The organism is Mesorhizobium sp. M0701 (assembly GCF_040320365.1).
Taxonomy (GTDB): Bacteria; Pseudomonadota; Alphaproteobacteria; order Rhizobiales; family Rhizobiaceae; genus Mesorhizobium.
The window spans coordinates 65,287-90,219 of record NZ_JAMYPO010000018.1 but is presented as its reverse complement, the minus strand read 5'-3'; the positions used below and the strand labels follow the sequence as shown (position 1 = coordinate 90,219).

At 64.0% G+C, this 24,933-nt stretch carries 21 protein-coding genes; 14 read left to right on the top strand and 7 right to left on the bottom strand.

Features of this window, described 5'->3' with window-relative positions; all coding sequences use genetic code 11:
• Positions 1-12: 12 nt before the first annotated feature.
• A complete protein-coding gene (locus NKI24_RS18575) occupies positions 13-2,466 on the bottom strand; it encodes a GcvT family protein (protein ID WP_352747250.1) in 2,454 nt (817 codons plus the stop codon).
• Positions 2,463-3,347, bottom strand: coding sequence for a phosphotransferase (locus tag NKI24_RS18570; protein ID WP_352747293.1), 885 nt, complete (start codon positions 3,345-3,347; stop codon positions 2,463-2,465). Before NKI24_RS18570 ends, NKI24_RS18575 begins: the two co-directional genes overlap by 4 nt.
• A 435-nt stretch (positions 3,348-3,782) precedes the next feature.
• On the opposite strand from NKI24_RS18570, the gene NKI24_RS18565 reads away from it, so the two are divergent.
• The 7 genes from NKI24_RS18565 to NKI24_RS18535 all read left to right on the top strand — a co-directional run bounded on the left by NKI24_RS18565 (position 3,783) and on the right by NKI24_RS18535 (position 11,382).
• Positions 3,783-4,559 (top strand): DeoR/GlpR family DNA-binding transcription regulator, encoded by a 777-nt coding sequence (locus tag NKI24_RS18565; protein ID WP_352747248.1) that lies wholly within the window; start codon positions 3,783-3,785, stop codon positions 4,557-4,559.
• Positions 4,560-4,637: 78 nt separating this feature from the next.
• The gene (locus NKI24_RS18560; protein WP_023676350.1) at positions 4,638-5,564 is read left to right on the top strand and encodes a LysR family transcriptional regulator; all 927 of its coding nucleotides are present in this window, start codon (positions 4,638-4,640) and stop codon (positions 5,562-5,564) included.
• A 255-nt stretch (positions 5,565-5,819) separates the two neighbouring features.
• On the top strand, positions 5,820-6,974 hold the full coding sequence (locus NKI24_RS18555) for an ABC transporter substrate-binding protein (protein ID WP_352448482.1): 1,155 nt from the start codon (positions 5,820-5,822) through the stop codon (positions 6,972-6,974).
• 189 nt (positions 6,975-7,163) lie between these two features.
• Positions 7,164-8,159: an ABC transporter ATP-binding protein gene (locus NKI24_RS18550; protein WP_352448481.1), complete on the top strand. Its 996-nt coding sequence runs from the start codon at positions 7,164-7,166 to the stop codon at positions 8,157-8,159.
• A gap of 14 nt (positions 8,160-8,173) precedes the next feature.
• Entirely contained in the window at positions 8,174-9,124 is a 951-nt protein-coding gene (locus NKI24_RS18545; protein WP_352448480.1) for an ABC transporter permease, read from the top strand.
• Positions 9,114-9,929: an ABC transporter permease gene (locus NKI24_RS18540; protein ID WP_023676345.1), complete on the top strand. Its 816-nt coding sequence runs from the start codon at positions 9,114-9,116 to the stop codon at positions 9,927-9,929. The genes NKI24_RS18545 and NKI24_RS18540 overlap by 11 nt, the downstream gene beginning before the upstream one ends.
• A 25-nt stretch (positions 9,930-9,954) precedes the next feature.
• Positions 9,955-11,382: a gamma-aminobutyraldehyde dehydrogenase gene (locus NKI24_RS18535; RefSeq protein ID WP_352747243.1), complete on the top strand. Its 1,428-nt coding sequence runs from the start codon at positions 9,955-9,957 to the stop codon at positions 11,380-11,382.
• Between the two features lie 17 nt (positions 11,383-11,399).
• On the opposite strand, the gene nhaA is transcribed toward NKI24_RS18535, so the two are convergent.
• The 5 genes from nhaA to NKI24_RS18510 form a co-directional block, all read right to left on the bottom strand.
• Positions 11,400-12,593, bottom strand: coding sequence for a Na+/H+ antiporter NhaA (nhaA, locus tag NKI24_RS18530; protein WP_352747240.1), 1,194 nt, complete (start codon positions 12,591-12,593; stop codon positions 11,400-11,402).
• Positions 12,594-12,684: 91 nt separating this feature from the next.
• Complete coding sequence (locus tag NKI24_RS18525) at positions 12,685-13,248, bottom strand: ActR/PrrA/RegA family redox response regulator transcription factor (protein WP_023676342.1); 564 nt, start codon at positions 13,246-13,248, stop codon at positions 12,685-12,687.
• A 63-nt stretch (positions 13,249-13,311) separates the two neighbouring features.
• Positions 13,312-14,637: an ActS/PrrB/RegB family redox-sensitive histidine kinase gene (locus NKI24_RS18520; protein WP_352448476.1), complete on the bottom strand. Its 1,326-nt coding sequence runs from the start codon at positions 14,635-14,637 to the stop codon at positions 13,312-13,314.
• A gap of 90 nt (positions 14,638-14,727) precedes the next feature.
• Entirely contained in the window at positions 14,728-17,346 is a 2,619-nt protein-coding gene (hrpB, locus tag NKI24_RS18515) for an ATP-dependent helicase HrpB (RefSeq protein WP_352747237.1), read from the bottom strand.
• Between the two features lie 75 nt (positions 17,347-17,421).
• Positions 17,422-18,312: a DMT family transporter gene (locus tag NKI24_RS18510; RefSeq protein ID WP_352743064.1), complete on the bottom strand. Its 891-nt coding sequence runs from the start codon at positions 18,310-18,312 to the stop codon at positions 17,422-17,424.
• Between the two features lie 27 nt (positions 18,313-18,339).
• Between NKI24_RS18510 and NKI24_RS18505 the strand changes: the two genes are divergently transcribed.
• The 7 genes from NKI24_RS18505 to NKI24_RS18475 all read left to right on the top strand — a co-directional run bounded on the left by NKI24_RS18505 (position 18,340) and on the right by NKI24_RS18475 (position 24,913).
• On the top strand, positions 18,340-19,029 hold the full coding sequence (locus tag NKI24_RS18505) for a PIG-L deacetylase family protein (RefSeq protein WP_352747232.1): 690 nt from the start codon (positions 18,340-18,342) through the stop codon (positions 19,027-19,029).
• 212 nt (positions 19,030-19,241) lie between these two features.
• Positions 19,242-20,573 carry an ABC transporter substrate-binding protein gene (locus NKI24_RS18500; protein WP_352448472.1) on the top strand — a complete coding sequence of 444 codons (1,332 nt, stop codon included), beginning with the start codon at positions 19,242-19,244 and terminating at the stop codon, positions 20,571-20,573.
• Positions 20,574-20,699: 126 nt separating this feature from the next.
• Positions 20,700-21,647, top strand: coding sequence for a carbohydrate ABC transporter permease (locus NKI24_RS18495; protein WP_031211681.1), 948 nt, complete (start codon positions 20,700-20,702; stop codon positions 21,645-21,647).
• Positions 21,644-22,594, top strand: coding sequence for a carbohydrate ABC transporter permease (locus NKI24_RS18490; RefSeq protein WP_023676335.1), 951 nt, complete (start codon positions 21,644-21,646; stop codon positions 22,592-22,594). The genes NKI24_RS18495 and NKI24_RS18490 overlap by 4 nt, the downstream gene beginning before the upstream one ends.
• Positions 22,591-22,791 carry a hypothetical protein gene (locus tag NKI24_RS18485; RefSeq protein WP_023676334.1) on the top strand — a complete coding sequence of 67 codons (201 nt, stop codon included), beginning with the start codon at positions 22,591-22,593 and terminating at the stop codon, positions 22,789-22,791. The genes NKI24_RS18490 and NKI24_RS18485 overlap by 4 nt, the downstream gene beginning before the upstream one ends.
• 3 nt (positions 22,792-22,794) lie before the next feature.
• Positions 22,795-23,907, top strand: coding sequence for an ABC transporter ATP-binding protein (locus tag NKI24_RS18480; protein WP_352747229.1), 1,113 nt, complete (start codon positions 22,795-22,797; stop codon positions 23,905-23,907).
• Complete coding sequence (locus NKI24_RS18475) at positions 23,900-24,913, top strand: ABC transporter ATP-binding protein (RefSeq protein WP_023676332.1); 1,014 nt, start codon at positions 23,900-23,902, stop codon at positions 24,911-24,913. The genes NKI24_RS18480 and NKI24_RS18475 overlap by 8 nt, the downstream gene beginning before the upstream one ends.
• Positions 24,914-24,933 lie beyond the last annotated feature (20 nt).

Sequence of the window (24,933 nt, the reverse complement as noted above, 5' to 3'; positions counted from 1 at the left end):
AACCGAAAGGCTCTACGCCTTCACCTTTGCTCCTGCCGGATCGTAAAGCGGCTCGAGGTGTATCTTAGCCGGCGTCCGTTCCATTGCCACCACCAGCTCGTAGTTGCCGGAAGTGAGGAAATCATCGTTGACGCCATCGGCATTGCGCACATAGCCGTAGCCGATGTTCTTGCCGATGGTGTAGCCATAGCCGCCGCTGGTGAGATAACCGACCGCCTCGCCGTTGCGCAGGATGGTCTCGCGCCCGAGCAGCACGACGTCCGGATCATCGACAGTGAAGCCGGCAAAGCGTTTCCCGAGCGCCGCGCCGTCGAGCTTTTCCAGAGCCCGCCGGCCGAGGAAATCGGTGTTCTTCCTGAGCTTCACCGCCCAGCCGAGGCCGGCCTCCTGCGGCGTGTCGTTGGGCGTGATGTCGGCGCCCCAGGCGCGGTAGCCCTTTTCCAGCCGCAGCGATTCCAGCGCCCGATAGCCGACCGGGCGAATGTCGTGGACAGCGCCCGCCGTCATCAGCGCGTCGAAAACCTCGCCCGTCGCCGCGATCGGCGCATGCAGTTCCCAGCCGAGTTCGCCGACATAGGTGACGCGCAGTGCCCGGATGGCATGACCGGCAATGGCGATCTCGCGAACATGGCCGAATGGAAAGGCGGCATTCGAGACGTCGGCATCGGTCACCGCTGACAGCACGTCACGGGCGCGCGGCCCAATCAGCGACAATGTGCCGAAATCCTCGGTGACGTCGGTCAGCGTCACGTCGAACTCCCGGCCGATATGATCGGCAATCCAGGAGAAATCATGCGTGCGGAAACCGGTGCCGGTGACCACGTAGAATTTTTCCTCACCGAGCCTCGCCACGGTCAAATCGGCCTCGATGCCGCCGCGCGTATTGAGGAGCTGCGTGTAGGTCAGCCGGCCGACCGGCTTGGCGACGTCGTTGGCGCAGATCCAGTCCAGCGCCTTCAGCGCGTCGGCTCCGGTCATTTCGTATTTGGCGAAAGACGACTGGTCGAAAATACCGATCTTTTCGCGCACGTGGCGGTGCTCGTCGCCAACCGCCGGGAACCAGTTCTGCCGGCCCATCGAATAGACGTCCTTCGGCTCGATGCCTTCCGGCGCGAACCAGTTCGGCCGCTCCCAGCCAAGTTTCGAGCCGAACACGGCGCGATGTTTTTGCAGCCGCTCGTACAAAGGCGAGACGATGCGCGGCCGGCCGCTGACATATTCCTCATGCGGGAAGCCGATCGTGTAGTGCTTGCCATAGGCTTCCAGCGTGCGGTCGCGGACCCATTGCCGGTCGCGGTGGAGATCGGAGAAGCGGCGGATGTCGACCACCCACAGATCGAGCGGCGCCTCGCCGTCGATGACCCATTGCGCCAGCACCCAGCCGGCGCCGCCGCCGGACGCGATGCCGAAGGCATTGAAGCCGGCGCCGACGAACATATTGGCGCAGTCCGGCGCCACACCGAGGATGAAATTGCCATCCGGCGTAAAGCTCTCCGGCCCGTTGATCATCTGCTTGACGCCGGCATTGGCGAGCGCCGGGACACGCTCGATCGCCTGGCTCATATGCTGCTCGAAATGATCGTAATCATCGTCGAACAGCCGGAACTCCCAATCGTCCGGCACATCGCCGCCCGGCAGACCGGTCGTCCACGCCTGCGGGTTCGGCTCGTAACCGCCCATCACCAACCCGCCGACCTCCTCCTTGAAATAAGTGCGGCGATCGGGGTCGCGAATTGTCGGCGCGTCGGTCGGCAGGCCATCGATCTTTTCGGTGATGATGTACTGGTGCTTCACCGGCTGCAGCGGCACGTTTATGCCGGCGAGCGCACCCACCTGCCGCGCCCATTGCCCGGCGCAGTTCACTACCTTGTCGCAGGCGATATCGCCCTTGCTGGTCTTTACCGCGGTGATCCGGCCGTCTCTCATTTCGAAGCCGGTGACCCGCACCTCCTCGAACAATTTTGCGCCATGCATGCGCGCACCCTTGGCCAGCGACTGGGTGATGTCGGAAGGGCTTGCCTGACCGTCGGTCGGCAGCCAGGACGCGCCGACGAGGTCGCCGGTTTCCAGCAGCGGCCACATTTCCTTGACCTCGGCCGGCGACAGCAGATGCATGTCCATGCCGAAGCTCTTAGCCGTCGTTGCCAGCCGCTTATACTCGGTCCAGCGGTCGGCATTGGTGGCGAGGCGCAGGCAGCCAGTCATCTTCCAGCCGGTGGCGAGGCCGGTTTCGGCTTCCAGCCCCTTGTAGAGATCGACGGAATATTTGAGCACGCGCGTGATCGACGCCGACGAGCGCAGCTGGCCGACCAGCCCGGCAGCATGCCAGGTCGAACCCGAGGTCAGTTTGCCCTGTTCGAGCAGCACGATTTCGGCCTTGTGGTCGCGCGCCAGATGATAGGCCGTCGAACAGCCGATGATGCCACCGCCGATGACGACGATCCCGGCCTGGGCGGGCAAGGTCATGTCCGCGTCCCGTATTTTGTCTTGTAGTTTTCCAGGGCGGCTTCGAGCCGCGCCAGGTTTTCGTCAGCGTAGGCGGCGTAGTCGACACCGGGCGCGTCGAGGTAAAGCTCGGAAACCATGCCCCACATCGCCTCACGCAGCAGCGACGCGCATTGCATGGCGGCGTGCGAGCGCCGTATCGCCGGGTCCGGCTCCTTCATGAAATAGGCGGTCAGGAAGGCGAAGGACTCCTCGTCGCTCATGCCTGCATTCGACGCCGCGCCGGCAAGGTCGAACATCGCGGTGTTGAAGCCTGCATATTCGAAATCGATGAGCCACAGCCTGTGACCGTCGTCGATTATGTTAGCCGGCAAGAGGTCATTATGGCCGAAGACGATCGGCAGCAGCTTTTGCGCGCGCTCGAGCTCGTCCGCCAGCGTCAGCAGGCGCGGCACTTCGCCCAGCTTGCGGCTGCGGCCTTCCTCCAGCGTGCGCGCATAGTCTCGAATGACATGGAATACCCAGAACATGAAGCCGGCGCCGGAGACATGACCGGGCATCTCCCGGTGGAAACCGCGCAGCAACGCGGCAACGCGGCCGAGATCGGCGCGCACGTCCTGCGCGACATAGGCCTTGGCGCCGAGATACTCCGTCACCATGACGCCGGGTCCAGTGTAGTGGACGGCCGGAGCGAAGCCTGCCGCGTGCGCTGCCCGCGCCGTCATCATCTCGCGCTCGCGAAAGACATGGTGGAACGGATAGTCCTGGCCGAGCCGCACGACGTGCCGCCCGGCCGCGTCCTTGACCAGATAATTGGCATTGCTCAGCCCGCCCGGCAGCGGCGCGATGTCGATGCTGCCGGTCCAGCAAGGCAGCGCACGGATGCGGTCTTCGACAGTCACGATCTCGTCCAACATTGGGTCAATTTTCCACGCATGTCACGGCTGGCCAGCGATGACAATCGGACGGAGGAATGGAGGCAACGCGAAGATCTCGTCGGTGCAGATCTCGGGATCGGTATCCCGCACCGCACCGACGAGCCCCTTTGTGCCGGGTTCTTCGACGCCGGCATCCGCCCCCGCGGATCCTGAATTTCGGTACCCTTGCACCCGACGATCTCCCGGGTGTTCGGGCAAGCGATTTTTCGTGCGGCTCAGCCTCCGTCCTCCGTTCCGAGCCTGTCACAGCGATAATGTCGCGCCACGCTGGAGGCGTTGTCAACGCGAAATTGTGGTATTTTCTGGTTTTTTGCCCGAATTTTGCTAAATTCCTTGGAGTTAGTGGCATTTATGCCGTAGAAGCGGTCAGCGGTGCAACAATCCGACCGGATGGAGCCGATGGTCCACTCGAAGCGGCATGGCGAAATCCTGCGCCTCCTCAAGGAGGAAGGCACCGTGACCATTGCGAGCCTGGCCAACCGGCTGGGCGTCTCGCTGGAGACAGTACGCCGCGACGTCAAGCCACTGACCAGCGACGGTTCCATCCTCAAGATGCACGGCGCCGTCGGCCTGCCGTCGATTGCCGGCGAAGCGCCGTTCGAGCGGCGCATGCGCGAGAACGCCGATGCCAAGCGGGCAATAGCGCGCATGGTCGCCGCCACCATCCGCGACGGCGAATCGATCATGCTCGACACCGGCACCACCACCTCTTTCCTGGCCCGGGAACTGCTCGGCCACCGGCGGCTGACGGTCGTCACCAACTCCTCCGACATCGCCCGCACATTGGCCACCGTCAACGGCAATAAGGTCTACATGGCCGGCGGCGAGCTGCGCAGCGATTCCGGTGCTGCCTTCTGCGTCTCGGCCATCGAATTCGTCAGCCGCTTTTCCGTCAGCCATGCAGTGATATCGACCGGTGCGGTCGATGCCGTCACCGGCGTCATGGACTATGATCTGGAAGAGGCCGAATTCGCCCGCATGGTGCTGTCGCGCGGCCAGCGTTCGCTTGTCGTCACCGACCATAGCAAATTCGGCCGCCAGGGCCTTGTTCAGGTCTGCGGCTTCGGCGGCTTTTCCGAACTCGCGACCGACCGTCCGCCGCCGCACGACATCGCCGCCGCCCTTGCCCAGGCCGGCGCACGGCTCAGCATTGCCGATGGCGGAAGCGAGGGCTGAGCTCTAGCGTGAGCTCTATCGGGAGATCTGCGCCAGCACCCACTTCCCAGCGCCGCCTCTGCCGTGTTTAGTCCGGCCATGGCTTTCACCATCCGCCAATTGCAGTTCTTCATCGCCGTCGCCGAGCAGGGCACAGTGTCGGGCGCCGCCCAGAACCTGTCGATCTCGCAATCCTCGGTCACCGAGGCGATCAAGGAGCTGGAGCACGATCTCGGCGTCGAGCTGTTCGAGCGCCACCCGCGCGGCTTGAACATCACCCACAAAGGCCACCAGTTCCTGCGCCATGCGAGAAAGATCCTGGCCGACGTTTCCGATGCGCGCCGCGCCTTCTTCGGCGAACAGGCCGCGGCAAGCGGGCGGCTACAACTTGGCGTCACCTCGCTGGTCGCCGGCTATGTGCTTTCCGATCTTCTTGCCCGCTACCGCCGCGCCTATCCGGGTGTCGAGGTCTCGGCGATCGAGGACAATGGCGACTATCTCGAGCACCTGTTAATTGGCGGCAAGCTCGACATTGCCGTCATGGTCACCTCGAACCTGCGCGACCGCACGGCACTGCAGTCCGAAATCCTCGAAGTCTCGGCCTACCGGCTGTGGCTGCCGCTCGGCCATCCCTTGGCCGGTGCCGACATCATCGGCATCGGCGACATCGCCTCGGAACCGCTGATCATGCTGACCGTCGACGAGATCGAGGAGAATACCGGAAAGCTGCTGACGGCAATCGGCGCCAAGCCGCATGTCGCCTTCCGCACCCGCTCGGTCGAAGCGGTGCGCAGCCTCGTCGCTACCGGCGCCGGCGTGGCGCTGCTGCCCGACCTCGTCTACCGGCCATGGTCGCTGGAAGGCGACCGCATCGAATCGCGCGATATTTCGGGGTCGTTACCAGTCGTCCAGGTCGGCATGGTCTGGCGGCGCGGCTCCGGCCTGCCGCAGGCGGCGCGCGACTTCATCGGACTTGCCCAGTCGCAGCGCATGGTGCGCCAACGGCCCGAGAAGATCGGCCGCTGACGTATCGGAAAAACCGATATCGGCTTTCTGATAAATGAATTTGCGAAACCGGAAATTTCGCAGCACTTTTCGGTCAGGGAACAAAGCTGCCGTTAGAGCGACGTGCGTCCAATTGGACGCACATAGTACGCTCTAAGACTTTTAGTTTTCGCATCGGGCTTTCAGAGCCGCGCATCCAACGTTTTTGAACGGGCGCATGATCTTCTTCCGAAACCCGAAACCGGTTTCGAGGTCATGCAAAATGGGAGATCGACGATGAATTCATTGCTGAAATCATGCACTGCCTTAACGGTCGCGCTGAGCTTCTCCGGCCAGGCCATCGCCCAGGTCAAGGAGCTCGGCAAAGGCGAAGGCGAGGTCAATATCGTCGCCTGGCCGGGCTATATCGAGCGCGGCGAAACCGACAAGGGCTATGATTGGGTCACGTCCTTCGAGAAGGAAACCGGCTGCAAGGTCAACGTCAAGACCGCTAACACCTCCGACGAGATGGTCTCGCTGATGAACGAGGGCGGTTTCGACCTGGTCACCGCCTCGGGCGATGCCTCGCTGCGTCTGGTCGCCGGCAAGCGCGTCCAGCCGATCAACACCGACCTCATCCCGAGCTGGAAGACGGTCGACGACCGGCTGAAGGATGCGCCCTGGTTCACCGTCGGCGGAGTCCATTACGGCGTCCCCTATCAGTGGGGGCCGAACGTGCTGATGTACAACACCGAAGTGTTCAAGGAGGCGCCGAAGAGCTGGAACGTGGTCTTCGAGGAAATGAAGCTTCCCGACGGCAAGTCGAACAAGGGCCGCGTCCAGGCCTATGATGGGCCGATCCACATCGCCGACGCCGCCAATTACCTGATGGCTCACAAACCGGAGCTCGGCATCAAGGATCCGTACGAACTGACCGAGGATCAGTACAAGGCGGCGCTCGACCTGCTGCGGGTCCAGCGTACGCTGGTCGGACGCTATTGGCACGACGCCGCCATCCAGGTCGACGATTTCCAGAACGAAGGCGTCGTCGCCTCCGGTTCTTGGCCCTACCAGGTCAACACGCTGATCGCGGCCAAGAAGCCGGTCGCCTCGACTATCCCCGAGGAGGGCGTCACCGGCTGGGCCGATACCACGATGATGGAGGCCGATGCTGCCCACCCGAACTGCGCCTACATGTGGATGGAGCATTCGCTGTCGCCAAAAGTGCAGGGCGACGTCTCCGCCTGGTTCGGCTCGCTGCCGGTTGTGCCCGCCGCCTGCAAGGGCAACGAACTGCTCGGGGAGGAAGGCTGCAAGACCAACGGGTACGACAATTTCGACAAGATCAAGTTCTGGAAGACGCCGGTCTCGAAATGCGCCACCCAGAACGACCAGTGCGTGCCCTATTACCGCTGGGTGTCGGACTATATCGGCGTCATCGGCGGGCGGTGAGTTCGCCTCACCTACGAAGCTCGGCGCTGCCCCTCACCCTTACCCTCTCCCCGTGAAGAACGGGGGGTCGCCAGCGTTGGAGCGCCTCCCTTCTCCCCGTCCACTATACGAGGAGAAGGTGCCGGCAGGCGGATGAGAGGCAGCGCTACCGCCTGAAATTTGATGAGCCTGACAGATCAGGACAGCCCCATGACCTCCGCCGTTTCCTTCCAAAACGTCTCTCGCCATTTCGGCAGCGTGCGTGCCGTCGACGCGGTCGATCTCGACATCGTGCCGGGCGAGTTCTTCGCCATGCTCGGGCCTTCCGGCTCGGGCAAGACGACGTGCCTGCGCCTCATCGCCGGTTTCGAGCAGCCGACGGCGGGCTCGATCTCGATCTTCGGCGAACGCGCCGAGGGCGTGCCGCCCTATCGCCGCAACGTCAACACCGTGTTCCAGGATTATGCGCTGTTCCCGCATCTCAACGTGCTCGACAACGTCGCCTATGGGCTGATGGTCAAGGGCGTCGGCAGACCGGAGCGGCAAAAGGCGGCGGAAGAAGCGCTGGCGCTGGTGCGGCTTCCCGGCTACGGCGCCCGTCGCCCTGGCCAGCTTTCCGGCGGCCAGCGCCAGCGCGTCGCGCTCGCCCGTGCGCTGGTCAACCAGCCCAAGGTGCTGTTGCTCGACGAGCCGCTCGGCGCCCTCGACCTCAAGCTTCGCGAAAACATGCAGGAGGAGTTGAAATCGCTGCAGAAGGCGCTCGGCATCACCTTCGTGTTCGTCACCCACGACCAGGGCGAAGCGCTGTCGATGGCCGACCGCGTGGCCGTCTTCAATGACGGCAAGATCATGCAGATCGGCACGCCGGAAGACATCTACCAGCGCCCCAAGACCCGCTTCGTCGCCGATTTCGTCGGCTCGTCCAACGTGCTGCCGCCGGATTTCGTCCAGCGCTATGCCGGCCAGCATCGCTGGGGCAGCCTGCGGCCCGAATCCATCCGTATTGGCCGGGCCAACGGCGAAGGGGTTGCCGCCCGCCTGGTCTCGACCAACTATCTCGGCGCCACGACAAGACTGGCGCTCGATGCAGAGGGCTTGCGGCTGCATGCCATCGTGCCGGCGGGTGCTGCCTTGCCCCGGGAAGGCGAGGCGGTGGTGCTCACCTTCAACCGCGAGCATTTGCATCTGATGGACGAGCCAGGATGAGCCTGGACGCTGCCATGCCGCGGGCCACGGCCCCCGCCATCCTGCCGGGTAGTGGCGGCGTACGCGGCGGGCTCTCCGATCTCTTCTGGCGCCGGCCGCAATTCTTGCTGCTCCTGATGCTGCTACCCCCGGTTCTTTGGCTCGGCATCGTCTATATCGGCTCGCTGTTTGCGCTGCTTTTGCAGAGCTTCTTTTCGATCGATGAGTTCTCCGGCCTCATCAACCGCGAGTTCACGCTGAAGACTTATGGCGACCTGCTGCAGGCCGCCAATCTCGACATCATCCTGCGCACGGTGACGATGGCGGCGCTGGTGACGCTGGCTGCGGCGGTCATCGCCTTTCCCATCGCCTATTACGCGGCGCGCTATGCGCGTGGCCGTTGGAAGGCGCTGTTTTATCTCGGCGTCATGCTGCCGCTGTGGTCGAGCTACCTGGTCAAGATCTATGCCTGGAAGCTGATCCTGGCCAAGGAAGGCATCCTGACATGGCTGCTGGCCAAATTGCATCTTCTCTGGCTGCTTGATGCCTGGCTATCGCTGCCGATCGTCGGCGGCAACTCATTGTCGGTCTCCTCAACCGGCACCTTCGTCGTCTTCGTCTATGTCTGGCTGCCATTCATGATCCTGCCGGTGCAGGCCGCACTCGAGCGCGTGCCGGGCAATTTGGTCGAGGCTTCGTCCGATCTCGGCGCCTCGCCCGGCCAGACCTTCGGCAACGTGCTGTTCCCGCTGGCGCTGCCCGGCATCGTTGCCGGCTCGATCTTCACCTTCTCGCTGACGCTCGGCGACTACATCATTCCTCAGATCATCGGCACCTCGCGGCTGTTCATCGGCCAGGCCGTCTATTCGCAGCAAGGCACCGCCGGCAACATCCCGCTCGCCGCCGCCTTTACCGTGGTGCCCATCGTCATCATGGGCTTCTATCTCTGGGGCGCCAAGCGCATGGGGGCTTTCGATGCGCTCTGACCGTGGCCCATCTGCGCCGATCGGCCTGAAGCTCGCTGCCACCGGCGGCCTGCTCTTTCTGCACCTGCCGATCCTGCTGATCTTCGTCTATGCCTTCACCACCGAGGAGAAGAGCTTCGTCTGGCCGCCGCCGGGCCTGACCACGCAATGGTTCGCCGTCACCTGGAACCGCCCCGACGTCTGGCAGGCGCTGTCATTGTCTGTGCGGGTCGCGGCGATCTCGACTGCCATCGCTCTGATCCTCGGCACGCTGTGCGCAGCCGCCGTATCCCGCACAAAATTCTTCGGCCGCGAAACCATCTCGCTGCTGGTCATCCTGCCGATCGCGCTGCCCGGCATCATCACCGGCATCGCGCTGCGCTCGGCCTTCGCGCTGGCCGAAATCCCGTTCTCGTTCTGGACGATCGTGCTCGGCCACGCCACCTTCTGCGTGGTCGTCGTCTACAACAACGCGGTCGCCCGTTTCCGCCGCACGTCCGGCTCGATGATCGAGGCGTCGATGGATCTCGGCGCCGATGGTTTCCAGACCTTTCGGCATGTCGTGCTGCCCAACATCGCTACCGCGCTGCTGGCCGGCGGCATGCTTGCCTTTGCGCTGTCCTTCGACGAGGTCATCGTCACCACCTTCACCGCCGGCCAGCAGCAGACGGTGCCGATCTGGATGCTCGAAGAATTGATCCGTCCGCGCCAGCGTCCGGTCACCAATGTCGTGGCGATGGTGGTAGTGCTGGTGACGCTGCTCCCCATCCTCGCTGCCTATTACCTGACCCGCGACGGCGACCAGATCGCCGGTTCGGGCAAATGATCTCGTTCATAAGGGAGAGACTTCCATGGACAAGCAGATGCTGATCGGCTCGAAATTCGAAAAAGGCACCGAGACCGAGGAGCCGATCCTCAACCCGAAGACCGGGGCGACCATCCTCAATCTGCCTGAGGCCAGCCCAGCGCAGATCGAGGCGGCCGTGCTTGCTGCCGAAAAAGCCTTCGTCACCTGGTCCCGCACAACACCGGCGCAGCGCGCCGGCTATCTCCTGAAAATCGCCGATCGCATCGAGGCTGCTGCACAGGATTTCGCGGCGCTCGAGGCGCTGAACTGTGGCAAGCCGATCAATGCCGTGCTCAATGACGAGATCCCGGCGATCGTCGACTGCTACCGCTTCTTTGCCGGCGCGGTCCGCTCGATGCCCGGCCAGGTCGCCGGCGAATACATTCCCGGCCACACCTCGATGGTCCGCCGCGACGCCATCGGCGTTGTCGCGTCGATCGCGCCGTGGAACTATCCGCTGATGATGATGGCCTGGAAGCTGGCGCCGGCGATTGCCGGCGGCAACACCGTCGTCTTCAAGCCGTCGGAACAGACGCCGCTGACCGCGCTGAAGCTGGCGAAAATCCTTGCCGAGATCCTGCCGGAAGGCGTCGTCAACGTCGTGCTCGGTCGCGGCGACAGCGTCGGCAACACGCTGATCAACCACCCGAAGGTCAACATGATCTCGATCACCGGCGACGTCGCCACCGGCAAGAAGGTGCTGCAGGCTGCCGCCAAATCGGTCAAGCGCACGCATCTCGAGCTCGGCGGCAAGGCGCCGGTCATCGTCTTCGACGACGCCGATCTCGGCGCGGTGGTCAACGGCCTGCGCGCCTTCGGCTATTACAATGCCGGCCAGGACTGCACCGCCGCCTGCCGCATCTACGCCGGCAAGAATATCTACGACAAGCTCGTCGCCGACCTCTCCGCTGCCGTCTCGACCATCAAGTATGATCGTCCTGACGATACCGAAAACGAGATCGGCCCGCTGATCTCGCGTCGCCAGCGCGACCGCGTCTCGAGCTTCGTCGAGCGCGCCTCTGAGCTCAAGCACATCGAGATCACCACGGGCGGCAAGCCGGGCGAGGGCTCCGGCTTCTTCTACCAGCCGACCGTCGTCGCCGGCGCGCTGCAGGAGGACGAGATCGTGCGCCGCGAAGTGTTCGGTCCGGTGGTCTCGGTCACCCGCTTTTCCGAAGTCGACGAAGCGGTGAACTGGGCCAATGACTCTGACTACGGCCTGGCGTCGTCGGTGTGGACCAAGGATGTTTCGCGCGCCATGGCGACGGCGGCCCGGCTGCAATATGGCTGCACCTGGATCAATACCCATTTCATGCTGACCAACGAGATGCCGCATGGCGGGTTAAAACAATCCGGCTACGGCAAGGACATGTCGCTCTACGCGCTGGAGGACTATACCGCCGTCCGCCACGTCATGGTCGCTCACGGGTAGCGCCCGCGAGGAGACGCCTATTCTTCCGCCTCCTCCGCCTCGCCTGCGGCCGGCGCCACCAGCAGCACAGCGGCGCCGAGGAGCGCGGCGATGAAGGAGCCGGCGAGGATGCCGACCTTGACCGCGTCCTGCAGGGCGGCGTCGCTGGCGAAGGCGAGCAGGCCGATGAACAGGCTCATGGTGAAACCGATGCCACAGAGCAGCGAAATGCCGACCATGTGCAGCCAGCCGGCATTGACCGGCAGATCGGCGAAGCCAAGCCGGATGGCAAGCGCGGAAGACCCGAACACGCCGACCAGCTTGCCCAAGACGAGGCCGGCGGCGACGCCGAGCGTCAGCGGCTCGGCCAGGGCGGCAGCGCTGAGACCGGCGACCGAGACGCCGGCGTTGGCAAAGCCGAAAATCGGGATGACGAAAAAGGCGACGACTTTGTGCAGGCCGTGTTCGAGCCGGTGCAGCGGCGAATGGTCGAGATCATGGCCGCTGCCCGGCGATATCTTCAGCGGTATGGTGAGGGCCAGCGCGACGCCGGCGAGCGTCGCATGGACGCCCGATTTGAGCACCAAAACCCACAGAACGATGCCGAGCAAGATGTACGGCAGCAGCGTCAGCACCCGCATGCGGTTGAGCACCACCAGCAGCGCGATCACGGCGAAGGCGGCGCCGAGATAGGCGAGCGAGAGGCCGCTGGTATAGAACACCGCGATGATGAGCACCGCGCCGAGATCGTCGATGATGGCGAGCGCGGTGAGGAATATCTTCAGCGAGCCCGGGACGCGGCTGCCGAGCAGCGACAGCACGCCGAGCGCAAAGGCGATATCGGTGGCGGTTGGGATCGCCCAGCCGGACAGAGCGGCTGGATTGTTGCGGTTGATGGCGACGTAGACCAGTGCCGGCGCTGCCATGCCGCCGGCGGCGGCGATGCCGGGCAGCACGCGGCGCGGCCAGGTCGACAGCTGGCCGTCAAGCATTTCGCGCTTGATCTCGAGGCCGACCAGCAGGAAGAACACCGCCATCAGGCCGTCATTGATCCAGTGCGAGACGCTGAGCGGTCCGAGATAGGCATGGAGGGCGGAGAAATAAGCCTCGCCCAGCGGCGAATTGGCGACGATCAGGGCCAAGGCCGCCGCAGCCATCAGGATGAGGCCGCCGGCCGCCTCGCTGTCGAGGAATTCGCGCAGCATGGAGACCAGCCGCTTTTCGTCCTGCATGTCGCCTCCGTCGTATCAGCGGCAAGGTCCGACACCGCCAAGCGATGATGCGCAAACAGCGCTGGCCGGGCAAGCCTGTAATGAGAGCCCTTTAGCGCGGCGCGCGCTTGGCGAGGATGCGTTGCAGCGTGCGGCGATGCATGTTCAGGCGGCGTGCGGTTTCCGAGACGTTGCGGTCGCACATTTCGTAGACGCGCTGGATGTGTTCCCAGCGCACGCGATCGGCCGACATTGGATTTTCTGGCGGCGCTGCGCGTTCGCCCGCGGTGCGGGTCAGAGCGGCAAAAATATCGTCGGCATCGGCCGGCTTCGACAGATAGTCGATGGCGCCGAGCTTTACCGCCGTCACCGCAGTGGCGATGTTGCCGTAGCCGGTGAGGATGATGGCGCGGGCGTCGTCGCGCTTCTCGCGAATCGCGGCGACGACGTCGAGGCCGTTGCCGTCGGCCAGCCGCATGTCGACCACCGCATAGGCCGGCGGATTGGCGCGCGCCTTGGCAACCGCCTCCTCGACGCTCTCCGCCGTCTCGACCACGAAACCCCTGGTTTCCATGGCGCGGGCAAGCCGCGTCAGGAACGGCTTGTCGTCGTCCACGATCAGCAGCGAGGTATCCTCGCCTTCGACCATTGCGCCAATCGTTTCGTCAGTACTCATCGTGCTGAAAATCCTGCTGCCTGATTTTTACGCAAATATAGTTTCGCAACGCTATTGTCCAATTTAGGCCGTGTCGAACATGGTGGCCGAAGCCTGCTCGGGATTGAGGAAGACGCTGCGCGGCCACGATATCTGCACGATAGCGCCCTCGCCGGGCTCGCTTGAATTGCGGAAATCGAGCGTCGCGCCGGAGCGTTCGAGCAAGGTTTTGGCGATGAATAGGCCGAGGCCGAGGCCGCCGCCAGCTTCGGTGCCTTGTCGCGTCGACATATAGGGTTCGCCGATACGGTCGATGATCTCCGGTGGAAAGCCCGGCCCGTCGTCGATGATCGAGAAGCTGACGGCGGCCTCATTCCAGTTCCAGCGCACTGTCACGCTGTTGCGGGCGAAGTCGACCGCGTTCTCGACCAGATTGCCGAGGCCGTAAATGACGCCGGGATTGCGCCGGCCCACCGGTTCCGGGCCGATGCGCTCGCCCGGCCGAAGCTTGATCGAAATGCCGAAATCGCGGTGCGGCGCCGTCACCTCCTCGACCAGCGAGGTCAGCGGCAGGCGCGAGAGGTGCACCTCGCTCTCGGAGGACAGGCTGGTCAGGCGCTTCAGGATTTCGCGGCAGCGCTCGCTCTGCGAACGCAGCAGCTTCACGTCCTCGCCGTATTTCGGATCTTCGCCAAGCGCCTTCTCCATTTCCTTGGCGACAAGTGTGATGGTGGCGAGCGGTGTGCCGAGCTCGTGCGCGGCGGCCGCGGCGAGGCCGTCGAGGGCAGAGAGATGCTGCTCTCGCTGCAACACCAATTCCGTGGCGGCAAGCGCGTTGGCAAGCAGCCGCGCCTCCTCGGCCACCCGGAAGGCATAGATCGCGGTAAAGGCGATGGAGCAGAACACCGCCATCCACATGCCTGCGACATAGATGAACGGCATCGCCAATGGCGCGCCCTCATGCCATGGCAGCGGCAGGTGGTAAAAGACCAGCAGCGTCGCCGCCACGATCACCAGCGCGCCGAGCATGGCGGTCAGCCGCAGCGGCAGCGACGTCGCCGAGACGACGACGGGCACGGTCATCAGCAGCGAAAACGGATTGGTGAGTCCGCCGGTCATGTAGAGCAGGCCGGCAAGCTGCAGGCTGTCGAAGGTCAGGATGGCGAAGGCCGAGAACGGGGTAAGCCGATGCGCCGCCGGATAGCGGAAGGTCAGCAAAAGGTTCATCCAGGCCGAACAGGCGATCAGCGCAAAACACATGCTGACCGGCAGCGGAAATTTCAGCCCGTAAGCGACGACAAGCACGGTCAGGCTCTGGCCGACGATGGCAAGCCAGCGCAACCTGATCAGCGTGTTGAGGCGCAGCCGCTGGCTTTGCTGGAAGTCGGGTGCGTGCAGGATGTTTATCATGGCCAGTGATTATAGAGGGGAAACAGCCGGAGGTCTTTTCCGAAAAACCGCCGAAGCCGGCCCTCGGTTCGGGATGACAGTCTGGAAGCATCAGGTACCGCGCGGCTTGGCCCGGCTGGTGGCGGCGGCGAGAAGCGGGTTCTCCGGCCAGACATGCCTGGGATAGCGGCCGCGCATCTCTGCCCGCACATCGGCCCAGGAGCCGCGCCAGAAGCCGGGCAGGTCGCGCGTCGTCTGGATCGGCCGGTGCGCCGGCGACAGCAATTCGAGCGTCAGCGGCACAGTGCCGTTGGCGATCGCCGGATGCCGGTCGAGGCCGAACAGTTCCTGCACGCGGATCGCCAGCACCGGCCATTCGCCGTCATAGCGGATCGGCAGCCGGCTGCCCGACGGCGCGTCGAAATGGGTCGGCGCCAATGTGTCGATCTTGCGCTGCAATTCGTGCGGCACCAGCGTCATCAGGCCTTGCGAAAGCACGCTGGGATCGATTGCCGCAAAGGATGCCGCGCCGGAAAGGAACGGCAGCAGCCAGTCGTCGAGGCGCTCGAGGAGCGCGGCATCGGAGACATCGGGCCATGGCACGCCGAGGCCGCGATGCAGCCAGCCGAGCCGCTGCCGCAACGTCTCCGCCTCTCTGTTCCACGGCAACAGGGACAGGCCGTGTTCGCGCAAGGCGTCGAGGATGGCGCGATCCGCGTCGGCACCGGTCGGCGCCGGCAGCATGCGTTCGGACAGCGTGATGGCGTCGAGGCGAACCGTTTCGCGCACCCGCACCGCGCGCCTGTCGCGGTCGAAGCTCACCTCGCGGCGGGCCTCGATCTTTTCCGCCAGCGCAGTGCGGATGTCGGCCTCATCGATGGCTGCCGCTGCGGTGATGCGGGCGTTCTGCGCCTTGCCCTGCAGGTCGGCGACGACGAGCCAGGTCTCGCCGGCCAGCGGATCGGAGGCGTCGAGCATGGCGCCCGAGCCGTTGGCAAGCACGAAGCGGCCACGCTCGCCGCGCGCTTTGGCGACCCGATCCGGCCAGGCATGGATGAGGAGAGCGCCGGCTGTGCTGCCCTCCCCCTTGAGGGGGTCGGAAGGACGGGCGAGACCCGTGGCTCGGCCCGGCGCGTCGATCCGCGTAGCGGATCGGGGTGGGGTCGGTTCGGGCACGCCATCGACGACCCCGCCCCGTCTCCCTCGTCTCGCTGCGCTCGGCTCGTTCGCCGACCCTCCCCTCGAGGGGGAGGGTGAAGCCTGCTTTGCCAGCCTCTCAGCCAGCTGCCGGGCGGCGGTGGCGCGCGGTGATCTTTCGGCGCGAAAGCGCAGCAGCCGCCGTTCGAGATCGGCACCATCGCCGCCAAGGCCACGCTCGGTCAACAATACGCCGAGCATCGCCGCCTCGAGCGCCTCTCCGGTTCTTGCCGCCTCGGCGACCATGTGGGCGAGCCGCACCGGTAGCGCCAGCCTGCGCATCGCGGCACCGGCATCCGTCAGGCGTCCTGCCGCATCGACAGCATCGAGCGCACGTAGCAGTACCCTCGCCTCGGTGAGCGCCGGAGCCGGCGGGGGGTCGAGGAAGGACAGGCTGGTCGGATCGGCGACGCCGAACGCCGCGCTATCGAGCAACAGGCCGGAAAGATCAGCCTCGAGGATTTCCGGCGGCGTGAAGGCCGGCAGGGCCGCTGTCTGCTCGGCCCGCCACAACCGGATGGCGACGCCCGGCTGCGTGCGCCCGGCACGGCCGGCGCGCTGGTCGGCGGAAGCGCGGGAAGCACGTACCGTCTCCAGCCGCGTCAGGCCGCTCGCCGGCTCATAGCGCGGCAGCCGCGACAGGCCGGAATCGATGACGACGCGCACGCCGTCGATGGTGATGGAGGTTTCGGCGATCGACGTCGCCAGCACGACCTTGCGGCGGCCGAGCGGCGCCGGCTTGATCGCCGCGTCCTGCGCCTTGTTGTCGAGCATACCATAGAGCGGCACGATGTCGGTATCGGCGCCAACCTTGCCCGCCAGCCGCTCGGCGGTGCGCTCGATCTCGCGCTGGCCGGGCAGGAAAGCGAGCACGCTGCCCTCCTCCCCGGCAAGCGCCGAGCGGATCGCCTTGGCCATGGCGTCGTCGATGGTGACGCCGGCCGGCCGCTCGTCATAGCGGATGTCGACTGGGAAGGCGCGGCCTGCGCTCTCGATCACCGGCGCGCCGGACAGCAATTTTGCGACACGCGCGCCGTCGAGCGTTGCCGACATCACTAGCAATCTGAGTTCGGGCCTCAGCGCACCCTGCACGTCGAGGGCCAGCGCCAACCCGAAATCGCCGTCGAGCGAGCGTTCGTGGAACTCGTCGAATAGCACCGCCGCGACACCAGGCAGTTCCGGGTCGTCGAGGATCATGCGGGACAGCACGCCTTCGGTGACGACGAGAACCCTGGTCTTTGCGGAACTGCGGTTTTCCATGCGCATGGCATAGCCGACGGTTTCGCCGGGCTCTTGGCCGAGCAATTCGGCCATACGGCGGGCGGCAGCGCGGGCGGCGAGGCGGCGCGGCTCAAGCAGGATGATCTTTCCGGCGCCGAGCCATTCAGCGTCGAGCAGCGCCAGTGGAACCAGCGTCGTCTTGCCGGCACCGGGCGGCGCCACCAGCACGGCGCTGTTACCATGGCTCAGCGTTTCATTGAGTGCCGGCAAGACAACGGAGACCGGCAGGTCCGGCAAGGGTTTTGTCGTCATTGTGCTATGCTGTGCAGCCAGTTGGCAGCGACCGCATATCAGCGGTGGCGGTCGCGGCGCAACCTCGGCGCCGACTCAAAGCCTGGTCCGCGAAAACGGGTTCCAGCGCACCGTGCCGAGCCGCACCTCCTCGCGCACCATCGTCAGCAGGCCGGAACCGCCGACCACGGCCAAGCCGACCAGCGACAGAAAATCCGGATATTCCCTGAAGAACAGCGCACCTAGAACCACCGCCCAGACGATCTGCGAGTAATGCGTCGGCGCGATGCGGTTGGCCGGCGCGTATTTGACCGCCAGCAGATGCAGCAGCTGGCCGCCGGCGGTAAAGCCGCCGGCCAGCACCAGCCAGGCCCATTGCCTGCCATCCGGCAGCGAGAACGAGGTAGCCGCCGCACCGACGCCGTTGAAGAGCAGGCCGTAGCCGATCAGCACGCCGAGCATCGTTGTGCGCTTTTCCTGCGCGGCGAGCGAACGCATCAGGATGACATTGGTGGCGGCCAGGAAGGCGATGGTGAACGCCGCCAGATGACCAAGATGCAATTCGCGAAACCCCGGCCTGACGACCAGCATGACCCCGGCAAAGCCGGCGACGACCGCCAGCCACCGCCATGGGCCGACCTTTTCCTTGAGGACCAGCGTGGCCAGGATAGTGACGAACAGCGGCGCCAGAAAGATGAGCGCATAGACTTCCGCCAGCGGGATGGTGGTGAAGGCATAGACGCTGAGCACGCCCGAGGCGATGCCGGCCCAGGCCCGGGCCTGTACCGCCCAGGGCCGGTTGGTGCGCCAGAAATCGAGCCAGCGCTCGCCTGCCGGCCTGGCAAAGAGCAGAAAGCAGCCGGCAAACAATGTCGAGAAGAAGCCGATCTCGAAGACGTTGAACTGCCCGCCCAGGCTTTTGACAACCGCGTCGCTGCACGAATAGCTTGCATAGGCGATGAGCGCGAGCAGAATTCCGTTGGGCACGTTTTTCCATTTCCGGGAGAGATGAGAGTGAAGATATTGGCGCTTGGCGCGCATCCGGACGACATCGAGATCTTCATGTTCGGTACGATGGCCGCCTATGCCGCGCAAGGCGCAGAACTCTTTTTTGCCATAGCCACGGATGGCGCCAGGGGCGGCTATGGCGATCCGGCCGCACTTGTCCGCACGCGCCGCAAGGAGGCGACGGCGGCGGCCGGCCTGCTTGGCGTGACGCCGCGCTTCCTCGACTTTCCCGATGGCGGGCTGGTCGCGGATGCCGCGCTGATCGGGGCGCTCAAAGCACTGATCGGCGAGATAGGGCCGGATCTGGTGATAACGCATGCGCCGAACGACTATCATGGCGACCACCGCGCGCTGTCGGATGGCGTGCGCATCGCAGCGTCATTCTCGGTGCCGGTGCTACATGCCGACACGTTCGGCGGCACCGGGTTTTCGCCAACGCACTACGTCGATACCTCCAGGCATTTCGATCTCAAGGCGGAGGCGATCCGGGCGCACCAGTCGCAGGATCCCGAGCGTTTCGTCGACGCGGCGCGCACGCAGAACGCCTTTCGCGCCGGCCAGTGCAACGGCCCAGCCGGATCGTTCGCCGAGGCCTTCCGCTTCGAGCCAGTCTTCCCCTTCGCCGATATCCGCGCGCTGCTGCCGCCGGCCCCAGTGATCCGTCCGGTGGCCGTCAGCAACAAGACGGTGACCTAGGCAGGTCGCCGCAACTTCTCACGTTGCTTTCCTATCCAGCATGCTGCGATGCAGCAACGAATTCGCTTGCCTTGTTTAGTAAAAATTGCATCACTAAACAAATTACTAAACATCCGGTGCGCCGCCGCGTCGTTGTGTTTGGGCCCCCGAGGAGGGGTTTAGCGGGCTCTTGAAACCGTCATCCGGACGCGTTTCGCAAATGGGAGGAAGGCATGAAATCGACCTTGAAATTGGCGTTGGGACTGGCATCGACACTCTTTGCGTCGACAGCCGTTTCGAATGTCGCGCAGGCAGAAGATCTGACGCTTTGCTGGGCAGCCTGGGACCCGGCCAACGCGCTTGTGGAATTGTCCAAGGACTTCACCAAGGAAACCGGCATCGGCATGAAATTCGAATTCGTGCCGTGGACCAACTATGCCGATCGCTTTCTCAACGAGCTGAATTCGCACGGCAAGCTGTGCGACCTCATCATCGGCGACAGCCAGTGGATCGGCGGTGCCGCCGAGAACGGCCATTACGTCAAGCTGAACGACTTCTTCGACAAGGAGAAGATCAGCATGGATGATTTCGTGCCGGCGACCGTCGTCGGCTATTCGGAATGGCCGAAGAACTCGCCGAATTACTGGGCGCTGCCGGCCATGGGTGACGTCGTCGGTTGGACTTACCGCAAGGACTGGTTCTCCAAGCCGGAGCTGCGGAAGGAATTCAAGGAAAAGTACGGCTGGGATCTCGGCCCGCCGACGACCTTCGACCAATTGAAGCAGATCGCCGAATTCTTCCAGAAGCGCGACATCGACGGCAAGACCGTCTATGGCGCGTCGATCTACACCGAGCGCGGCTCGGAAGGCATCACCATGGGCGCCATGGACGTGCTCTACAGCTTTGGCTTCCAGTACGAAAACCCGAAAAAACCCTACGAGATGGAAGGCTTCGTCAACTCCGATAAATCGGTGAAGGGCCTGGAGTTCTACAAAGCCCTCTACGATTGCTGCACCCCTCCCGGCGCCTCGAACAGCTACATGGGCGAAGGCGTTGATGCCTTCAAATCCGGCCAGGTGGCGATGCACATGAACTTCGCCTTCACCTGGCCAGGCCTGCAGAAGGACGAGAATGTCGGCGGCGACAAGATCGGCTATTTCGTCAATCCCAAAGGTCCGGACGGGGACCAGTTCGCCCAGCTCGGCGGCCAGGGCATCTCGGTGGTCTCCTATTCCGACAAGCAGGAAGCCGCGCTCAAATACATCAAATGGTTCGCCAACAAGGACGTGCAGTCCAAATGGTGGTCGCTCGGCGGCTATTCCTGCCTCAACGCGGTCGTCAAGGACCCGGCCTTCCCGGCCAGCCAGCCCTACGCGCAGACCTTCCTCGACTCGATGGCCATCGTGAAGGACTTCTGGGCCGAGCCGAGCTATGCCCCGCTGTTGCAGGCATCGCAGAAGCGCTTCCACGACTATGTCGTTGCCGGGCAAGGCTCAGCCAAGGATGCGCTCGACGGCCTCGTCAAGGACTGGACCGAGGTCTTCCAGGACGATGGCAAGATGTAGCCGGGGCAAGATGTAACCGGCTCCTCCCGAGCCCGTGACCGAACCGTCCCGTGCCACTTGGCACGGGACACAGTTCAGATAAATTCCATTGTCGAGACGAGCCAAGTGACCGAAGCAGGACTGACCATGCTCAATCGGACGGCGGACAGCGTTGCCCGGGCTACGCCCGAGCCGTTGGCCCGCAAGGTCCGGGGCATCAGCGACAAGGGCCTCGCCTGGCTGTTCATCTCGCCGACGATCCTGTTGCTTTTAGCTATCAACATCTTTCCGCTGTTCTGGGCAATCTATCTGTCCTTCACCAATTTTCGCGCCAATCGGCCCAACGAGGTTGTGAAGAACCTTGGGCTGGCAAACTACAAGCGCATCCTCGCCGACCAGGACATCTGGATCGCCATGCAGACGACGGCGCATTTCGTGTTCTGGACCATCCTGCTGCAGACGCTGATCGGCTTCACGCTGGCTTGGCTGATCGACCGCAAGTTTCGCGGCCACGCCTTCTGGACGACAATCATCCTGGTGCCGATGATGCTGTCGCCGGCGGTGGTCGGTAATTTCTGGCGCTTCCTCTACGAGCCGCAGATCGGGCTGTTCGCCTATGCCGTTTCGTTCGTCACCGGCATTCCGGCAACCGAAATCAGCATGCTCTCCAACGTGTCACTGGCGCCATGGTCGATCATCATCGTCGACACCTGGATGTGGACGCCTTACGTGATGCTGATCTGCCTCGCCGGCCTGCGCTCGATCCCCGAATACATCTACGAAGCGGCCGAGGTCGACCGCGCCTCCAACTGGCGGCAGTTCTGGTCGATCACGCTGCCGATGGCGCTGCCCTTCATCATGCTGGCGGTGCTGTTTCGCGGCATCGAGAACTTCAAGATGTTCGACATGGTCAATTTGCTCACCGGCGGCGGGCCGGGATCGACCACCGAAGTGGCCTCGATCACGCTGAAGCGGCAGGCCTTCGAAAGCTGGCGGACGGGCTATTCCTCGGCCTTCGCCATCATCCTGTTCGTCGCAGTGTTTGGCCTCGCAAACATCTACGTCAAGGCGCTCAACAAGGTGAAGCAGAGATGAGCCTGACGTCAGCCCATTCCGTTGTCGCGCCGTCGGCCACGTCGAAGCGCGTCGCCGGCACGATCATCGTCGCCTACGCGCTGATCTCGATCGTGCCGCTGCTGTGGATCTTCGCCACCAGCTTCAAGACGCCGCCGGATTCGATCGCCTATCCGCCGAAGATCCTGTTCCAGCCCAGCCTCGAGGGCTACTGCAATTTGTTCTCGACCCGGACTCGGCAAACACCGGAATACATCAACTCGCTGGGACCGGCGACGGGCCTGTGCGACGAGACGGTGCGCAAGCGCAATATGGTGATCGCCGGCCCGTCCAACTTCATGCCGCGCTTCGTCAATTCGCTGATTATCGCGTTCGGCTCGACGTTTTGCGCGGTTTTCCTCGGCACGCTGTCGGCCTATGGTTTTTCGCGCTTCAAGGTGCCGCTCGCCGACGACCTTCTGTTCTTCATCCTGTCGACGCGGATGATGCCGCCGATCGCGGTCGCCATCCCGATCTACCTGATGTACCGGGAGCTTGGCCTGTCGGACACGGCTCTCGGCATGATCCTGCTTTATACGGCGGTCAACGTGTCCTTGGCGGTGTGGCTGCTGAAAGGCTTCATCGACGAGATCCCGCGCGAATATGAAGAAGCGGCGATGATCGACGGCTACACCAGGCTGCAGGCGTTCTGGCGCACGGTGCTGCCGCAGGCGACCACCGGTATTGCCGCAACCGCCATCTTCTGCCTGATCTTTGCCTGGAACGAATATGCCTTCGCTGCGCTGCTGACCTCGGGCACGGCGCAGACCGCGCCGCCCTTCATTCCGACCATCATCGGCGAAGGCGGTCAGGACTGGCCGGCGGTCGCGGCCGGCACGACGATCTTTCTGGTGCCGATCCTGGTCTTCACCATCCTGCTTCGCAAGCAATTGCTGCGCGGCATCACCTTTGGCGCGGTGCGTAAATGAGCATGACCGCAAAACGCAAATCGCGCTGGCCCGTCTGGGCCAGGCGCGGGCTGATGGAAAACGTCGCCACCGCGATCATCGCCATCGGCTTCCTGATGCTGTTCCAGCCCTTCGCACTGGTGCTCTACACCTATTCCTTCATCACCATGCTTGCGGGCACGGCGATGTTCATCATCGTCTCGAAATTTCCGGAGTAGACGATGGCCGAGATCAGGGTCGAACATCTGAGGAAGGCATTCGGCGATTTCGTCGCCGTGCAAGATTCCAACTTCGTCGTCGAGGACGGCGAATTCTTCGTCATGCTGGGGCCGTCCGGCTGCGGCAAGACGACGACGTTGCGCATGATCGCCGGGCTCGAACTGCCAACCGGCGGCAAGATCCTGCTTGGCGGCGAGGACGTCACCATGCGGCGTGCCCGCGAGCGCGACATCGCCTTCGTCTTCCAGCTGTTCGCGCTCTATCCGCACATGAATGTGCGGAAGAACATCGGCTTTCCACTGCTGGCGCAAGGCGTGCCAGGCGCTGAAATCCGGAGCCGAGTGGAGGAGATGGCGAAGCTTTTGCGGATCGACCATCTGCTCAACAAATCGGTCTCCGGGCTTGCCGGCGGCGATCGCCAGCGCGTGGCGCTCGGCCGCGCCATCGTACGGCGGCCAAAATGCTTCCTGATGGATGAGCCGCTCGGCACGCTCGACACCGAATTCCGCGACCTGATGGTCCATGAATTGCGAGAACTGCACAACCGCATTCACGCCACCACCGTCTATGTCACGCATGACCAGATGGAAGCGATGTCGATGGCCGACAAGATCGCGGTGATGAACCACGGCGTCATCGAGCAGTTCGGCACGCCGCGCGAGATCTACGACCGGCCGGCGACGATGTTCGTCGCCGACTTCATCGGCTCGCCGCCGATGAATTTCCTCGGCTTCGGCGGCGGGCTTTCAAAGGGCGCCAGGGAAATTGTTGTGCAAGGCGCGAAGGTGGCCGTGCCGGAGATCCGCGAGGACGTCGCGCCGGCCGAGATGGCGCTTGGCATCCGACCGGAGCACATCCGCTTCGATGACGCTTCGAAGCTGCGCGGTGCTATTTACGGCACGGAATATCTCGGCACCACTCAGATCGTCGCGGTGGAGACAGCGGACGGCATCATCAAGGCCAGGGTGCCGGCCGAAATCCGGCTCAATCCGGGCGATCATGTGGGCCTGGCGCTGAGCAGCGCGCGGCTGTCGCTGTTCGCAAAAGGATCCGGGCGTGCGGTGCGCACCGAAATCCATGACTCGGCCTCCCAGGGGAGAGCACATCATGGCTGACGTTCACATCAAAAGCGTGACCAAGGCTTTTGGCGAGCATGTCGCCGTCGACAATCTCGACCTGCATATCGCCGACGGGGAATTCGTCGTGCTGCTCGGGCCGACCGGCGCCGGCAAGACGACGACGCTCAGGCTGATCGCCGGGTTGGAGCGTCCGGAAGCGGGCTCGATCCATATTGCCGGCCACGACACGACGACGCTGTCGCCGGCCGAGCGCGACACCGCTTTCGTATTCCAGCAATATTCGCTCTATCCGCATCTGTCGGTTTACGACAACCTCGCCTTTCCGCTGCGCTCGCCAGCACGGAAAATGCCGGAGGATCAGATCCGCCGCCGCGTCGAGGACGTGGCCAAGATGGTGCGCATCCACCACAAGCTGAATAATCGCTCGACCAAACTCTCTGGCGGCGAGATGCAGCGCGTCGCCATCGGCCGCGCTTTGGTGCGCAAGCCGTCGATCTACCTGATGGACGAGCCGCTGTCGTCGCTCGACGCCAAGCTGCGCGCCGATCTCAGGCTAGAGCTGAAGCGCATCCAGGCGGAACTCGGCGCCACAATGCTCTACGTCACGCACGACCAGATCGAAGCGATGACCATGGCCGACCGCATCGGCATTCTCGCCGACGGCGTGCTGGTGCAGATCGGTTCCCCGCGCACGATCTATTCTGAGCCGGCAAACCTACACGTCGCCGCACGGCTCGGCCAACCGGCAATCAATTTGTTGCCGGTCGGACTGCTGCCGGATGGCGGCGCGCCGGCGGGAACAAAGACGATCGGTGCTCGCACCGAACATCTTTCGATCGAGAAGGCGGCGAACGGCCATGCCGACGGCGTCGTCGATTGGGTCGAGCATCTCGGCGACCAGAACCATCTGCATGTGACGGTGGGGACCAGGAAGCTGGTGACGCTAACCGACCCCGACACCGACCTGGCTCAGGGCGACAAGATCATGATCCGCTATCGCTCGCCGCTGTATTTCGGCCCCGATGGGCGACGGCTGATGTGAGCGCTGCGCGAGTGTTTTCC

Excerpts from the sequence above, each read along its gene's own strand:
- NKI24_RS18575 (WP_352747250.1), bottom strand. The coding sequence starts at position 2,466 with ATGACCTTGCCCGCCCAGGCCGGGATCGTCGTCATCGGCGGTGGCATC.
- NKI24_RS18565 (WP_352747248.1), top strand. The coding sequence starts at position 3,783 with ATGGTCCACTCGAAGCGGCATGGCGAAATCCTGCGCCTCCTCAAGGAG.
- NKI24_RS18560 (WP_023676350.1), top strand. The coding sequence starts at position 4,638 with ATGGCTTTCACCATCCGCCAATTGCAGTTCTTCATCGCCGTCGCCGAG.
- NKI24_RS18555 (WP_352448482.1), top strand. The coding sequence starts at position 5,820 with ATGAATTCATTGCTGAAATCATGCACTGCCTTAACGGTCGCGCTGAGC.
- NKI24_RS18550 (WP_352448481.1), top strand. The coding sequence starts at position 7,164 with ATGACCTCCGCCGTTTCCTTCCAAAACGTCTCTCGCCATTTCGGCAGC.
- NKI24_RS18545 (WP_352448480.1), top strand. The coding sequence starts at position 8,174 with ATGCCGCGGGCCACGGCCCCCGCCATCCTGCCGGGTAGTGGCGGCGTA.
- NKI24_RS18540 (WP_023676345.1), top strand. The coding sequence starts at position 9,114 with ATGCGCTCTGACCGTGGCCCATCTGCGCCGATCGGCCTGAAGCTCGCT.
- NKI24_RS18535 (WP_352747243.1), top strand. The coding sequence starts at position 9,955 with ATGGACAAGCAGATGCTGATCGGCTCGAAATTCGAAAAAGGCACCGAG.
- nhaA (WP_352747240.1), bottom strand. The coding sequence starts at position 12,593 with ATGCAGGACGAAAAGCGGCTGGTCTCCATGCTGCGCGAATTCCTCGAC.
- NKI24_RS18525 (WP_023676342.1), bottom strand. The coding sequence starts at position 13,248 with ATGAGTACTGACGAAACGATTGGCGCAATGGTCGAAGGCGAGGATACC.
- NKI24_RS18520 (WP_352448476.1), bottom strand. The coding sequence starts at position 14,637 with ATGATAAACATCCTGCACGCACCCGACTTCCAGCAAAGCCAGCGGCTG.
- hrpB (WP_352747237.1), bottom strand. The coding sequence starts at position 17,346 with ATGACGACAAAACCCTTGCCGGACCTGCCGGTCTCCGTTGTCTTGCCG.
- NKI24_RS18500 (WP_352448472.1), top strand. The coding sequence starts at position 19,242 with ATGAAATCGACCTTGAAATTGGCGTTGGGACTGGCATCGACACTCTTT.
- NKI24_RS18495 (WP_031211681.1), top strand. The coding sequence starts at position 20,700 with ATGCTCAATCGGACGGCGGACAGCGTTGCCCGGGCTACGCCCGAGCCG.
- NKI24_RS18490 (WP_023676335.1), top strand. The coding sequence starts at position 21,644 with ATGAGCCTGACGTCAGCCCATTCCGTTGTCGCGCCGTCGGCCACGTCG.
- NKI24_RS18485 (WP_023676334.1), top strand. The coding sequence starts at position 22,591 with ATGAGCATGACCGCAAAACGCAAATCGCGCTGGCCCGTCTGGGCCAGG.
- NKI24_RS18480 (WP_352747229.1), top strand. The coding sequence starts at position 22,795 with ATGGCCGAGATCAGGGTCGAACATCTGAGGAAGGCATTCGGCGATTTC.
- NKI24_RS18475 (WP_023676332.1), top strand. The coding sequence starts at position 23,900 with ATGGCTGACGTTCACATCAAAAGCGTGACCAAGGCTTTTGGCGAGCAT.